The 12,556-nt window shown below is 62.7% G+C and carries 15 protein-coding genes and 1 pseudogene; 10 read left to right on the top strand and 6 right to left on the bottom strand.

Annotation, left to right across the window (positions count from 1 at the left end):
* Positions 1 to 393 precede the first annotated feature (393 nt).
* The 5 genes and pseudogenes from C2U70_RS33895 to C2U70_RS25685 all read left to right on the top strand — a co-directional run bounded on the left by C2U70_RS33895 (position 394) and on the right by C2U70_RS25685 (position 3,852).
* Positions 394 to 733, top strand: a pseudogene (locus tag C2U70_RS33895) (addiction module antidote protein).
* Positions 734 to 867: 134 nt separating this feature from the next.
* Positions 868 to 1,836 (top strand): alpha/beta fold hydrolase, encoded by a 969-nt coding sequence (locus tag C2U70_RS25700; RefSeq protein WP_186294469.1) that lies wholly within the window; start codon positions 868 to 870, stop codon positions 1,834 to 1,836.
* A gap of 34 nt (positions 1,837 to 1,870) precedes the next feature.
* A complete protein-coding gene (locus tag C2U70_RS25695) occupies positions 1,871 to 2,290 on the top strand; it encodes a DUF4383 domain-containing protein (RefSeq protein ID WP_140981424.1) in 420 nt (139 codons plus the stop codon).
* A complete protein-coding gene (locus tag C2U70_RS25690) occupies positions 2,283 to 3,383 on the top strand; it encodes a hypothetical protein (protein WP_140981423.1) in 1,101 nt (366 codons plus the stop codon). Before C2U70_RS25695 ends, C2U70_RS25690 begins: the two co-directional genes overlap by 8 nt.
* A 145-nt stretch (positions 3,384 to 3,528) precedes the next feature.
* Positions 3,529 to 3,852 (top strand): hypothetical protein, encoded by a 324-nt coding sequence (locus C2U70_RS25685; protein ID WP_140981422.1) that lies wholly within the window; start codon positions 3,529 to 3,531, stop codon positions 3,850 to 3,852.
* Positions 3,853 to 3,869: 17 nt separating this feature from the next.
* Here C2U70_RS25685 and C2U70_RS25680 read toward each other — a convergent pair whose 3' ends face one another.
* Positions 3,870 to 4,106, bottom strand: coding sequence for a DUF6894 family protein (locus C2U70_RS25680; RefSeq protein WP_140981421.1), 237 nt, complete (start codon positions 4,104 to 4,106; stop codon positions 3,870 to 3,872).
* A 57-nt stretch (positions 4,107 to 4,163) separates the two neighbouring features.
* Complete coding sequence (gene rpsU, locus C2U70_RS25675; RefSeq protein WP_140981420.1) at positions 4,164 to 4,478, bottom strand: 30S ribosomal protein S21; 315 nt, start codon at positions 4,476 to 4,478, stop codon at positions 4,164 to 4,166.
* 433 nt (positions 4,479 to 4,911) lie between these two features.
* Here rpsU and C2U70_RS25670 point away from each other — a divergent pair, with 433 nt between their 5' ends.
* The 3 genes from C2U70_RS25670 (at position 4,912) to C2U70_RS25660 (ending at position 5,734) form a co-directional block, all read left to right on the top strand.
* Entirely contained in the window at positions 4,912 to 5,121 is a 210-nt protein-coding gene (locus C2U70_RS25670) for a cold-shock protein (protein WP_140981419.1), read from the top strand.
* 97 nt (positions 5,122 to 5,218) lie between these two features.
* On the top strand, positions 5,219 to 5,461 hold the full coding sequence (locus C2U70_RS25665) for a transcriptional regulator (RefSeq protein ID WP_140981418.1): 243 nt from the start codon (positions 5,219 to 5,221) through the stop codon (positions 5,459 to 5,461).
* 57 nt (positions 5,462 to 5,518) lie between these two features.
* Positions 5,519 to 5,734, top strand: coding sequence for a hypothetical protein (locus tag C2U70_RS25660; protein ID WP_186294468.1), 216 nt, complete (start codon positions 5,519 to 5,521; stop codon positions 5,732 to 5,734).
* 7 nt (positions 5,735 to 5,741) lie between these two features.
* Here C2U70_RS25660 and C2U70_RS25655 read toward each other — a convergent pair whose 3' ends face one another.
* A complete protein-coding gene (locus C2U70_RS25655) occupies positions 5,742 to 5,924 on the bottom strand; it encodes a hypothetical protein (protein WP_140981416.1) in 183 nt (60 codons plus the stop codon).
* Positions 5,925 to 6,056: 132 nt separating this feature from the next.
* Between C2U70_RS25655 and C2U70_RS33185 the strand changes: the two genes are divergently transcribed.
* Positions 6,057 to 6,344 (top strand): hypothetical protein, encoded by a 288-nt coding sequence (locus C2U70_RS33185; RefSeq protein ID WP_186294467.1) that lies wholly within the window; start codon positions 6,057 to 6,059, stop codon positions 6,342 to 6,344.
* Positions 6,345 to 7,444: 1,100 nt separating this feature from the next.
* On the opposite strand, the gene C2U70_RS25645 is transcribed toward C2U70_RS33185, so the two are convergent.
* Positions 7,445 to 9,040: an FAD-binding oxidoreductase gene (locus C2U70_RS25645; protein ID WP_140981414.1), complete on the bottom strand. Its 1,596-nt coding sequence runs from the start codon at positions 9,038 to 9,040 to the stop codon at positions 7,445 to 7,447.
* 159 nt (positions 9,041 to 9,199) lie between these two features.
* On the opposite strand from C2U70_RS25645, the gene C2U70_RS25640 reads away from it, so the two are divergent.
* The gene (locus C2U70_RS25640; protein ID WP_140981413.1) at positions 9,200 to 10,165 is read left to right on the top strand and encodes an amidohydrolase family protein; all 966 of its coding nucleotides are present in this window, start codon (positions 9,200 to 9,202) and stop codon (positions 10,163 to 10,165) included.
* Here the strand turns inward: C2U70_RS25640 and C2U70_RS25635 are convergent.
* Both C2U70_RS25635 and C2U70_RS25630 read right to left on the bottom strand, forming a co-directional pair.
* Positions 10,153 to 11,025, bottom strand: a complete 873-nt coding sequence (locus C2U70_RS25635; protein WP_140981412.1) for a hypothetical protein — start codon at positions 11,023 to 11,025, stop codon at positions 10,153 to 10,155. The genes C2U70_RS25640 and C2U70_RS25635 overlap by 13 nt on opposite strands.
* Positions 11,026 to 11,039: 14 nt before the next feature.
* Positions 11,040 to 12,446 (bottom strand): hypothetical protein, encoded by a 1,407-nt coding sequence (locus tag C2U70_RS25630; RefSeq protein ID WP_140981411.1) that lies wholly within the window; start codon positions 12,444 to 12,446, stop codon positions 11,040 to 11,042.
* Positions 12,447 to 12,556 lie beyond the last annotated feature (110 nt).

The following is a 12,556-nucleotide window of genomic DNA, read 5'->3' as shown; positions in this document are numbered from 1 at the left end:
CAATCCATCGAGTGGGCTAGGCACGCACAGACACATTGCGGAGGGGTGGGGCCTGATTTCTCTTCAGCTCGGCGGTCTGAATAACGTGGGCCTGCATCCCTCCCGTACCAACCACAACACCGAGAAACGCGCCACGAAGTGGGTTGATGCCACCGAACATTCTATGGGTGATCCAAAATCTTGGGATTGGGGTGTTGTCACTCGGACGTCCGCCAAACTAAACCGTCGAATTCGGTCGCTTGCCATCGCCAAGGTGCGAAGTCGGGTAGTCCTACCAGCGGCGAAAGAGGCGCTCGACGCTGGCGCCCCTGCGCTTTAGGCGAAAGTCTGCTCATGGCTCGTCGCATCATTGCGCTGTATTGAATAAGCTCAGAAACTGGCAGAGACACTGTGATGGCCAAAGGGACGACCAAGGCAGCTCCCAAGACGACCCGCTTTGATGCTGCCGACTATCTCAACACGGAGGAGCGTCAGGTCGCCTCTATCGCGGCGGCACTGGAATCCGGCGATGCGGATTTCGTACGCGATGCACTCGGCCTCGTGGCACGCGCACGCGCGTGAGTGAAACGCGAAGAAGGCCGGTTTGAATCGGGAAAGCCTGTACAAGGCGCTGGGAGAATCCGGCAATCCGGAGTTCGGGACTGTCATGCGCATCGTCGGAGCCTTGGGCCTGACGCTTTCGGCGCAACCGACAGCGGGCGGCGTGACGCCAAAACGGCGCCGGGTCGCCTGACCGGTGCCGAGTATGGCCGCGACACCAGTTCATTAACCCCGCAATCAGCACGAACCCATTTTGCGGCTGGTCCGGCGCTCTACCTTGGCTAGAGTAGCGGCCGATTGTTCGCGTCGATTTGCCCCGGGGGCGACTTGGTTTCGAAAATTCTGCGCATCGGCCTCAAAACCTGCTTGGCACTGCTCGTGCTGGTCGTCGTCGCGCTGATCGGCTTTCGCACGGCCGCCGCGCTTCGCGAGACGGCTGCGCGCGGCGAATTCGCGCCGAAGGCCGGGCAATGGGTCAAGACGCGCTCGGGCGAGGTCTTCATTCAGGAGAAGGGCCCGGCGACCGGCACGCCGGTCGTGCTGTTTCACGGCACGGCGGCGTGGAGCGAGCTGTGGCGGCGGACGATCGATGCGCTCGCGGGCGCCGGCTATCGCGTCATCGCGCTGGACCTGCCGCCGTTTGGATTTTCAGATCGGCCCGGCGGCTACACGCGACAGGATCAAGCGCAGCGCGTCAACGATGTGCTTGACAGCCTCAACGCGCCGCCCGCGATCATCGTCGGCCATTCCTTTGGCGCGGGTGCCGCGACTGAGCTCGTGATGCGTTTTCCGGCACGGGCGCGTGGCCTCGTGCTGGTCGATGCGGCGCTGGGCTTGACCAATGAGCGTTCGGATCCGCCGGCGGTGCTGAAGCCAAAATGGCTGCGCGAGATGCTGGTGTCGCTGACCGTCACCAATCCGCTCGCGACGAAGATGCTGCTGCAATCGCTGATCGCCAAGAAGGAGCGCGCGCTGCCGGAATATGTCGAGATTTTGCAGCGGCCGTTGACGCGCGAGAACAGCACGCAAGACATCGCGGACTGGATGTATTATTTCGTCGGCTCCGACCGGGGCGCGGAAAGCGCCGATCGCACCGCCTATGCGCGGCTCAAGCAGCCCGTCGCCATTCTCTGGGGCGACATGGACACCGTCACACCGCTGGCGCAGGCGCGCGATTTGAACGTCCTGTTGCCAAAGGCACACCTGACCCTGCTGCCGGGCCTCGGTCACATTCCGCAGATCGAGGCGCCGGACCAGTTCAACGACGCCCTGCTCAAGGCGCTCGCAAACCTTTAAACTAATCTGGGATTCGGACTTCACCGGAGGAACGATGGACATCATCAGACTATGCGCCTGGGGCTACGCAGGCCTGCTCGGATTCGTGATCCTCACCGGCTACATTCCCGCCTTCATCGACCAGAACGACATGATCTTCGGCCTGTTCCGCCGCACCTGGTACGCCGACGGGCTGCACCTCGTCTCCGCGCTGTGGGCCTTGACCGCGGCGCTGACGTCGCGCCGCGCGTCCGAACTGTTCTTCCAGCTCTTTGGCGTGTTCTACTTCGCCGACGGCGTGCTCGGCCTTCTCACCGGCAGCGGCTATCTCGACTTCGGCATCCTCATCAACGGCGTGCTCAATCTGCCGCTCTCGACCCGCATCTTCGCCAACGCCCCGCATCTCGGCCTTGGCGGCATGGCGATCCTGATCGGCTATGTGCTGGCGCCGCGGACGCGGCCTGCCCATGCTTAGGCGCCTGCGTCGCGTCCTGCTCGGGCTGTTTGTCCTGATCGCACTCGCGATCCTGGTGCCGCTCGCCTACATCGAAGGCACCTGCCAGCCGTCGTCGCAGTCGGCGGCCGCGGCGACATCTGCGATCGCCCTGCCCGCGATCGACGAAATCGGCTATCGCCGCGCGCTCGACAACACCTATTTCACCTTCCCCGAATGGTACATCGTCTACTCCTTCGAGGATTTTGGCCGCTTCCTCGACCAGTCCAGCGAAAGCCAGTTTGGCTATATCAGGCACATCACCGGCTTCTGGAGAAGTTTTTGCACCATCAATCGCGCGGTGCCGCCGGCGGTGGAGTCGCGCTTCGACGTCAAGATGATGATCTACGTCATCGGTATCAGCTACTCGACCGAATATGCGATCAAGGGTCTCTACGAAAACACGGTCGGCCGCGTCTTCGAATGGATCAGGGGACCAAAGCTCACGCCGCAGGATGAATTTTCGCGCGCGGTGCTGCAGGACTATGCCGCCTTCCTCTACACCATTCCCTGGTACAAATATCCGTTCCGCGACACGCTGAACGGCCTGATGGCGATCACGGCGCCTTCGCCGAGCACCTTGCGGAGCTGGGAGCGCGATTTCGCGCTCGGCACCGAATATTTCCTCAAGATCGGCTACGCCAAGGCGATCCAGAAGGCGCTGGACGCGAGCAGCGATGACGAGCCGCGCGACATCATGTTCGTGGTCGCAACTCTGCCGCCGGACGTGCTGGCCGGGGAGCCGCGCATCAAACAGGTCCGCGCGTTGTCGGCCGACTGGCTGCTCGTGCAGGCGCCGCGCTACAAGGCACTCACGGATATCCTGAGCGGACTTTTGGATCGTGGATATCGCGTGGCGCAGATCGCGGGTAACAGCGACATCCTGATCACGGTGATCGCGCCGGCATCGGCAAAGCTCGACATATCAGACACGACGGAACTGTTTTCGCTCGATCTCGACGCCAAGCCCGGCTTCCGCCGGGCCGGTTTGAAGGCTAGGATCGACAAAATGGTCGAGATCAAGCGCGAACTTGCGGCGCGAGGTGTGAGCCTTGAGCACTTTTATGACTATTGAGCATACCCGCGAGCAAAGTGTGCCCCTGCCGTCATGGCCGGGCTTAGCCGTCCGAAGGACGGCGTCGCTTCCGCTCGCCTATGCCCGGCCATCCACGACCTTTGCTGCCGCACAAAGACCGTGGATGCCCGGGACAAGCCCGGGCATGACGAGTTTGTGGCGGCGGCTCGGCAGGATCGCGACCGCGGTCGCGCTCGTCGTCACCGGCTGGCTTACGCTCGTCGTCCTGCTCACCTTCGGAACGTCGCCGGGACGCTCGATGGCCATCATCGGCCCGCAGGCGCAGGCATTGGCTGCCATCGCGAAGGCCGACGGCAGGGTGCTGTCCTCGAACGCCTATGTCACCATCGCGCGCTCGAACGCGGCGGACTTCGTCAGCCGGCTCTATGCCTCAGGCGCGCTGCTCGTGCTCGATGCCGAACAGGCCGGCGGCTGCAACGGCCTTGCGCCGAAGCGTGAGCAGATCTGAGCAGAGCTGCGCTAGATTCACTGCGTTGGTCCACTGGTGCTGAAAATGAGTGCGGCCTGAAACACGTGCCTGGTGTCGGTTCGCACCTCGACACTGACGTCCTGCCGTTCGTCCGCAGTTGGGAGATCGCGGGCCAGGTCCGCCAGAGCCTGGGCGGCTTCAACCTCGGCTTCACGCTGTGTCCTGAACTCCAGGCCCTCCTCGTCGGGATAAAGCCCGGTGCCGTCCCGGATGTCGAAGTAATAGCGCGTCACTGCGGCACCCTCCTGATTGGCATTGCCTAGACATCAGCGCCAATCGGTCGTTCCTGATCAGCGACGTTCAGTTTGGGCCGGACCGGCCAGCACGCCTGTCGCTCTTGTCCCCGAGATTTGCGGAAGCGGCGCCTTGCGCTCCGGAAGCTTCTTCTTCGGAGGCGCCGGCAGCAGGCCTTCCCGGATCGCCTGCTTGCGGGCGAGCTTGCGGGCCCGGCGGATGGCCTCGGATTTTTCGCGCGTCTTCTTCTCCGAAGGCTTCTCATAGGCGCGTCGTTGCTTCATCTCGCGAAACACGCCCTCGCGTTGCATCTTCTTCTTCAGGACACGGAGCGCCTGGTCGACATTGTTGTCGCGAACGAGAACCTGCATTGAAACTCCTCGCTGGGCTGCGAAACGGGATGATCCTGCACGCAGCCAGTTGCGCAGGAAATTCGTTGCGAATGGGAGAATGAGAGTAACCGCGTCTGTCTTCGCCGACCTCGATCGAGCAGGTCTACTCGTCACGGCGACGCGATTCAGTGGCTGCGACGTGACCACCCCCGTGCCGTCAAGTCAATCGATAAAGCCCTGCGCGTGGTTGCCAACCATTTGGAACTCCCTCGCCGGCGCCTAGATCCACGGACTGAAAACAAATTCGGCCGCCTTCCTTGTAAAATCGCAGATGTTGTGTATATTGTGCTCATTCGATTAGCCGCTGTGCCTTGTTGAACGCGCCCGCGGGCTCCTTTTCCAAAGACATCGACGAAGTTGAAACACCGCGTGATTGTCGCGCGTTACGCGCTTGCGCGCTTTGGAGAAGAAGATGACGACAGGTACTGTTAAGTGGTTCAACGGCCAAAAGGGCTTTGGATTCATCCAGCCGAACGACGGCAGCAACGATGTGTTCGTTCACATCAGCGCGGTCGAACGTGCCGGTCTTTCCGGTCTCGCCGAGGGCCAGAAGGTCAATTACGAGCTCAAGACCGACAAGATGCGGGGCAAAGTCAGCGCAGAGAACCTCTCGCTGGCCTGATCTCGTAGCGCCGTTTCACGGATGTACTGGAACGGCAATGCTGCCCGCTCGATCCCAGGATTGAGCGGGTTTTCTCCGTTGCACGAATGGGTGAAGGATGAGCGCCAGCAAATCGGCAGTACCGTCACCTGAAGCCGTCGCGCGCTCGGCTCGCCGGGTCCTAGCCGCCGAAGACGGCGCGCGCGCGATCGCGGATGTCGAAAGACACGGGATCGAGGTTCGCAAGAACATGGCGCGTCTGCGCGAGTTGCGCGAGGCCAGGGAAGCCGCTGACGCCGCCATTGCTGCGACCTTGCCGGCACCCGCGACGAAGAAGCGCACACGGAAGTCGCGGCGATAGCCGGCTTCAAAAGCCGTCGATCGCGGGGAATCGAGTCACAGGTCGAAGGGGGTGATCGTGCCGAGAGCCAAGTCGGACGGCGGCGGGACAATCACGTTTACGCTCGCGCTCGGCGCAGCACGACAGATATGTCGATTGACGACGACATTTCAGACCGACAAGCAGGCCTTCAACTATCTTCACAAATATCGGACGGAGTTCGAGCGGATCGCGCGAGCGCGCCTCGCGTCCGGAGAGCTCGAAGACGGCGTCGTCGTGCTCTCGATGCTCTAGAACCCAGCTATTTTACAGATTCTTTCGCGCGGGTTTCCCGCGCCAGGCGCTCGGCCTTGAGGCGCTCGCGATTGTCGCGAAAGGACTGCTGTGCTTTCTCGTAATCGGTCATTCGCTTTTCAGTCCCGATTGCCTTGAAGGCATTGTTGGCTTCCCGCAGGCGGCGGTCATTCCCTTCCTTCCTGATCATTTCATCCTCCATGGATTTGTGCATCTTCGCGCTGCGAAGGGCAGATGCGGAAATGCTTCGAGATCTCATCACCAAACGAGCCTGAGAACACTTACGAGCAGTCCTGACAGGCAAATCGCAAGGCCAAAGTCGATGACGAGCAGCACCCCGACGGGAGCGCCCCGGTTCGGCTTCACCATGTCAATTCCTTGCCGCCGCGGCGGCCGAATTTCCTACCTTGTTGACGATCTGCTGCAACTGCTGGGCTCAGGATGGCGGCGGCAATCCACGCGACGTCAGCCACTTGTTGACCTCGCCGGCAACGTCGATCTGCCGCGCTTTTTGCAGAAGCTCCGTGCGGCGAACGCCAGAGGGCATTTCCCTCGCCTGCCGGCGCAGACTGATTGCCTCTTGCGCCAGGCGGTATGCGAATGTCGTTGAACCTTCCGGGGACTGTCGAGCCGGCATGTGATTGCTCCGCTGTCGAGTTGAGCGGGAGCGCAATTGGCGTTCACACCACCGATAGATGCTGGGGGCCGCGCGATGGCACCGAGACAGTGCGCCTTCGTCTGCCGGATAGCGAGCGCTTTATTTCGGTTCCTGGCAGGAACTACTGTAGATATTCGTCAACCGGCTCTACGCCTCGGGGCGTCCTGCTCGTGCTCGATGCCGAACAGGCCGGCGGCTGTAACGGGCTGGCGCCGAAGCGGGTTGAGCATAGGTCGGCAGGGGTTAGTCTCTATGTGGAGAACTCGCCGACAACTATCAGCACTGCAACCAGAGGTTAACGGGTCGTGGCACAAGATTGATGCAGTTGTTGTTCGTCGGTCGCCTTGCGCGGTGAAACATGGACCTTGTGATATTCTTGCTCGCGATCCTGCTTTGGTGGACCGTCGAAGCGATCGTGATCGGTAGTCCGAGCATTGCTGGGAGTTCAACCAACTACATGCTCGGGTTTGTGCTGGCAATCTTTGCATTTCCCTTTTGGATACCCACGATAGCCGCTGCGGCAACGTCGGAATTTGCATTTAGCTTTCTTCCTACGAAATGGCGGTCTCTTGCGTACTTGGGCTTTGTACTGGTTGGGTTAGCAGCTCTATCCCTTATCGCGCACAGCGTCTTCGAGGGTGAAGCGAGAACTGAGCATTTCCGCCTCCTCGTATATCCGGCTGTAGCGGTCGGCATCCTCTATGTGGCCAGGAACTTCGCACGGGAACAGAACTAGCGGCCCTTCGCGACATATGGTGCCACCGCGCGAGCCAAGCCGCCAACGACGTAAAGCGCACCTCGCATCGCCGCCTAGCGGCATCAAAGCAAAGGTGCACGGCACCAAGCATGATGGCTTTGCGTTGAATCAATTGGTCCGCGGGCTCGTTTCACCTCTCCCGCTTGCGGGAGAGGTCGGCGCGAAGCGCCGGGTGAGGGCTCTCTCCGCTTGGGGATTGTCCCCATTGCGGATACACCCTCTCCCCAGCCCTCTCCCGCAAGCGGGAGAGGGAGCGCACTGTCCGCACCGCGACAACCGAAACTCATTAAGCCACTCACGCCCGATACTTCTGATACATCGTATTCGTGAACAGCTCCGCCGGGTCGTACTTCCGCTTGGCGGCGAAAAAGTCGTCGATCTGCGGGTACGACTTCTTGAGCTGGTCGCGTGAGTAATAGAGCTGGTACGGCAGGAAGAAGCGGCCCTGGTTGGCTATGGTGAGGTCGATCAGCTCTTCCGTCACCTTCTTCATGCGGGCATTGCCCTCATCGTCGGTGGGCTGGTTGATGTAGAGCACCAGCGAGAACGCTGGCTCCGGCGAATAGGTCAAAAAATTGTCTTCCTTGTGCACGACGCGGACCGAGGCGTTGAGCAGATTGGTCTTGTTGTCGAGCATGATTTTTCGCAGGCCGTCGACGAAGGCGACGAAGTTTTTGCGCGGGATGAAATACTCGTGCAGGATATCGGTCTCCTCCTGCAGCGCGTTGCGCAAATAGGGCACGGAATCGTGCATGGGGTCGTTGCGGCTGACAAGGCAGGCCTCGCCCGAGGCGATCGCCTGTGCGCGCGTTACCGTGCAATTCTCCATGCGGTGCTCAATGTGCTTTTCAGAGAGCCATTTCAGCTCCTGGAAGAACGGCCCCTGCTTCGACAAATTGATGGTGAGCCGCCGCAGTTTTGTGCTTGAGACTTCGCCCAGCGGCTGGCGCTGGAAGTCGGTGCCATCGGCCTTGGTGTAGGTGTAGAGCAGCATCTCCTGGAGGAAGGTCGAGGGCGCGGTCGACAGATGGCCGTACATCAGGCCGATATTGCTGTCCTTCTCGATCTCGCCGGAGAACAGCGCCGGAAAGGCCTTGTAGTCGAGCACGCGGCGACCGGTCTGGTACACACTGTTGTCGGCGATATCGAGCTCGGCCTCGACGATGACGCCGAACAGGCCGTAGCCGCCGACGACGAGGTTGAACAATTCCGGGTTCTCGGTCGCCGAGACGTTGCGGATCGTTCCATCCGCCAGCATCACCTTCATCGACTTGACCGAGCGCTTGAGCGCGCCGGCCTGATGGTCCATGCCGTGGGCGTTGACGGAGATCGAGCCGCCGACGCTAAAGATATCCGTCGACTGCATGGCGCGGACGGCGAAGCGCGGATGCAGCGCGATCTGGATGTCGTGCCAGGTCGCGCCCGGCTGAACCGTCACCGTGCGCGCGGTTTCGTTCAGGGTGATGCGGTTAAAGGTGCGCATATCCAGCACGATGCCGCCCTTGCGAAAGGCCTGCCCGCCCATGGAGTGGCGCACGCCCGCGGTCGTCACCGGCAGCTTGTTATCGCGCGCGAAGGCAAGCGTTTTTGCGATATCGTCGACGCTGCGGATCTCGACCACGCCGTAGATCTCGGTGCGGTTGAGGCAGCTCGCATCGTTGATGCTGCCGCCGAGCTGCGACCATTTCACCCCCTGCAGCGGCGCGATCGCCCTCACCTTGTCCAGATCGATCCTGGCGGCATCGCCGAGATCGGCGGCGGGCCGGCAATCCTTTGGCCCGGTCGGATCGGCCGCCAGCGCCTGCAGCTTGCGGAAGCCGTAAACGCCGAACAACGCGACGAGGACCGCGACCGCCGAGACGCCCGCTTTGAACTTGCCAAATTTTTTCATGAAGTGATTCCGGTGGGGGAAGCGATGATCCGGGAGTGCGGAACATTAGTCAAACCGGCGCGCGGCCGGTTCAATTCCACGTTGAATTTGCGGCCCCGCCCCTGAAAAATGTGCTAAAGAATTCACCCATTAAAAACGAGAAAATCGGGAGGACCATCCATGCTCAGCCGACGCAGCGTCCTGCTTGCCTCCCTCGCGGCCGGAGTCACGATGACCAGCAAACAAGCCCAAGCGGCGGCGGCACAGCCCGCGACGCCGGTCAATTTCGACGTCCCCGCACATGCCTGCGACTGCCACACCCATATTCACGGCGACGTCGAGAAATTCCCGTTCTTCTCGGGCCGCGTCTACACGCCCGAGCCGGCAAGCCCTGAGGAGCAGGCCGCATTGCACAAGGCGCTGCGCATGGAGCGCGTGGTGGTGGTGACGCCGAGCGTCTACGGCACCGACAATTCCTCGAGCCTGTACGGCATGAAGGCGCGCGGCGCCAATGCGCGCGGGGTCGCCGTAATCGACGACAAGACGCCGGACAGCGCGCTCCACACCATGCATCAGGACGGCTTTCGCGGCATCCGCCTCAATCTCGCGACCGGTGGCGTCAACGATCCCAATGTCGGCCGTGCCCGCTTCACGACCGCGGTCGAGCGCATGAAGGCCCACGGCTGGCACGTGCAGCTCTACACCACCCTCGCGATGATCTCTGCGATCAAGGACCTGGTCGAGACCGCGCCGGTGCCGGTCGTGTTCGACCATTTTGGCGGCGCACGGGGCGAGCTCGGGCTGGAGCAGCCTGGTTTTTCCGATCTCGTCGCGCTGGTGAAATCAGGCAAGGCCTATGTCAAGATCTCCGGCGCCTACCGCTCGTCGAAGCTTGCGCCCGACTATCAGGACATGGTGCCGTTCGCGCAGGCGCTGATCGCCGCCAATCCGGAGCGTATCGTCTGGGGCACCGACTGGCCACATCCGGATTCGGTGACGCCATCAGGCAAGAAGGTGACGGACGTGACACCGCTGTTCCAGATCGACGACGGCCGCCTGCTCAACCAGCTCCCGGTCTGGGCGCCCGACGCCGCGATCCGCCAGAAGATTCTGGTCGACAATCCGGCGCGGCTCTACGGGTTCTGAGCGCTCGCGTGCTCACTCAGCCAGCGCGCTGATTTCCTCAGGCCGCCGAAGGGGAAGATGTGGAATCCCCTCACCTGCCCGGTCGCGGCTCTTGGCGCGGCCGAGAGGCCGCGCAAGACCTCGTCGGGTCCGGTTTCCGTCAGCAGCCGCCCATAGCGGCCGATCTGGTTGCGCACGGCGCGGATCGAATTGCCGATGCCGCAGCGGAGCGCGAACTTCATCAGGGTGGCCGGGCTGGCGGGACCGGCGAGCCCGATGGTCACGGGCAGGTCGACGGCGGCGACTTTGATATCACCGAGCCAATTCAGGATCGGCGCGGTCTCGAAGCAGAACTGCGTGACGACGTCGATGCCGATCTGCCGCTCAGCTCCCCAGTCGCGCCAGGCTGCAAGAGCCTTCACCACCTGCGGCGCGTCGAGATAGGGATGGCCTTCGGGGTGGCCGGCGACGCTGACACGGGCGAAGCCGTGCGTCTCGATCAGGCCGCTTGCCGCGATATCGCGGCTGGACTTGAACGGCCCCTTCGCGATCGCGACGTCGCCGGCAATCAGCAGGATGCGCGCGACATCCGCCTCGCCGCCCAGCCGGCGGAAGAAATCATCCAGCGCGGCGCGGGAATGGATCTCGCGCGCGGCGATGTGCGGAACCGGGTTGAAGCCGGCGCGGCGCAGCGCCGATGCCGTCTCGACGTTATGGAGGTAATTGTCGCCGGGCAGGAAGGTGATGCTGACGTCGAGACCTTGCGCAAAGTGCTCGCGCAAATCATCGAGCTGATGGCCGCTGGAGGAGACCTCGACTGACGCCTGCGTCAGCATCGCGGTGAGATCGCTGTGGTTCGCCTGTTCGAGCGTCGTCGTCATGGCGGGCTCCCGCATCAGGCCGGCGCGCGGCGGCGCGAGATCACATAGGTCTCGTCGTTGAACCAGAGACCGCCATGCTTGCGCACCACGCGATCGGTCGCCTCGAGATAGCGGCCGTCACGCACGACCTCCGACAATCTGTCGTCCTCGATCTGCGCCACGTAGATCGCGGCATTCCAGGCCGCGAACAGCGTGGAGGTGCCGATCGGGCCGGAGACCTCGTCCGGCAGCGTGTGCATGCGATAGCGAAAAATCGCGCGCGCATCCGACGAGGCGTTGAAATTGTAGTGCCGCGCGGCCGAGCCGAGCTCGTGCTTGACCTGGCGCAAGATCGCGTAGCGGTCGGTGCCGAAGGGATCGTCGCCCGGCCAGACCTGCTCGATGATCTCCATGCCGGGATCGTGGCCATGGGAGTGGATGCCAACCAGCCGTCCGCCGGGCCTGAGCGCACGGACCAGCGGCGTGACCACCTTGGAAGCTTTGAACTCGACGCTCGCACGCGCCCGATAGGGCTGCGAGGCGATGACGAGGTCGTAATCGGCAATCACGCGGCCCGGCCGCGGCATGATCGGATCGAGCAGGAAGGAATGATCCTCGCGCCGCAGCGTCAGGATCACCGGACGGGTGTAGACGGGATTGCCGGTCTTCTGGCTGATGCCGGCGCGCCAGTTCTCGGCCAGGAACGGCTCGAGATCGCCGATCTGCTCGGCAAAGCCGTGCGCGGTATTGCCCTGGAGCGCAACATCCTTCCAGAGCAGGCCTTGTGCCGCGGTCGCCGAGCGCGGCGTCAGCCAGGGCGCCTCGCCGTAATAGAGGTTGGTGACGACGAGCACGGTGGCGGGATGCTCGAACAGGCGGTCCGCCATCTTCTCCAGCATCATGCGAACGTCTTCGTAGGAGATCTCCTTGGCGACGACGTAGAGCGGCATTGCGGGGAAGCGCGCATGCAGCGCCCGCATCACCCGCGACAGCACCGTGCCATCGCCGACGCCGGCGTCGAACAGCCGCAGCGCCGGCGGCGACGGCTGCAAATTGGAGATCTCCAGCGAGATGCGGTTGGCGACCTCGGTCTTCTCGCTGCAGGTCGAGACGAACAGCAGGTATTTTTGCCGGTTGTCGAAGAAGCGGAAGCCGGGCGGCGCGGGCTCCATTCTCGGCGCCGCACCATTTCCCGGCTTCGGCGCGGCGGGCGTCGTTTGCGGTTGGTCCGGCGAATGTTCGGACAGATAGGCCCGCACCTTGTCGAGCGTGCCGGTGGTGATCCTGGCGCCGTCGCGCAGGCGCGAGACCAGCTTGCCGTCGTTGACCACGAGCCGGCCGAAGGTCGATTCCGCCGTCTGCGTGGCACGGCAATAGTCCCGGATTTCGCCGAGAATCCGGTTCGACGTGGTGTCCCTGCCCTTATGTTCCTCGAGCCGCATGGTTGGATCTCCCGCGGTGTGTCCCCTGCGATCAAATCAAGGGGCAACGGTGGGGAAGCGTCAACCACAAACCGAGTGGGCAGGATTTGTGGGCGTACGCCCACAGCGGT

It is taken from the genome of Bradyrhizobium guangdongense, from assembly GCF_006483445.1.
GTDB classification, from domain to species: Bacteria; Pseudomonadota; Alphaproteobacteria; order Rhizobiales; family Xanthobacteraceae; genus Bradyrhizobium; species Bradyrhizobium guangdongense_A.
This window is presented reverse-complemented; position numbering and strand designations above follow the sequence as displayed.

Coding starts and splice junctions, on each gene's coding strand:
- C2U70_RS25695 (WP_140981424.1), top strand. CDS start 1,871: ATGGACATCATCAGACTATGCGCCTGGGGCTACGCAGGCCTGCTCGGA.
- C2U70_RS25690 (WP_140981423.1), top strand. CDS start 2,283: ATGCTTAGGCGCCTGCGTCGCGTCCTGCTCGGGCTGTTTGTCCTGATC.
- C2U70_RS25685 (WP_140981422.1), top strand. CDS start 3,529: ATGACGAGTTTGTGGCGGCGGCTCGGCAGGATCGCGACCGCGGTCGCG.
- rpsU (WP_140981420.1), bottom strand. CDS start 4,478: ATGCAGGTTCTCGTTCGCGACAACAATGTCGACCAGGCGCTCCGTGTC.
- C2U70_RS25670 (WP_140981419.1), top strand. CDS start 4,912: ATGACGACAGGTACTGTTAAGTGGTTCAACGGCCAAAAGGGCTTTGGA.
- C2U70_RS25665 (WP_140981418.1), top strand. CDS start 5,219: ATGAGCGCCAGCAAATCGGCAGTACCGTCACCTGAAGCCGTCGCGCGC.
- C2U70_RS25655 (WP_140981416.1), bottom strand. CDS start 5,924: ATGATCAGGAAGGAAGGGAATGACCGCCGCCTGCGGGAAGCCAACAAT.
- C2U70_RS33185 (WP_186294467.1), top strand. CDS start 6,057: ATGACGAGCAGCACCCCGACGGGAGCGCCCCGGTTCGGCTTCACCATG.
- C2U70_RS25645 (WP_140981414.1), bottom strand. CDS start 9,040: ATGAAAAAATTTGGCAAGTTCAAAGCGGGCGTCTCGGCGGTCGCGGTC.
- C2U70_RS25640 (WP_140981413.1), top strand. CDS start 9,200: ATGCTCAGCCGACGCAGCGTCCTGCTTGCCTCCCTCGCGGCCGGAGTC.
- C2U70_RS25635 (WP_140981412.1), bottom strand. CDS start 11,025: ATGACGACGACGCTCGAACAGGCGAACCACAGCGATCTCACCGCGATG.
- C2U70_RS25630 (WP_140981411.1), bottom strand. CDS start 12,446: ATGCGGCTCGAGGAACATAAGGGCAGGGACACCACGTCGAACCGGATT.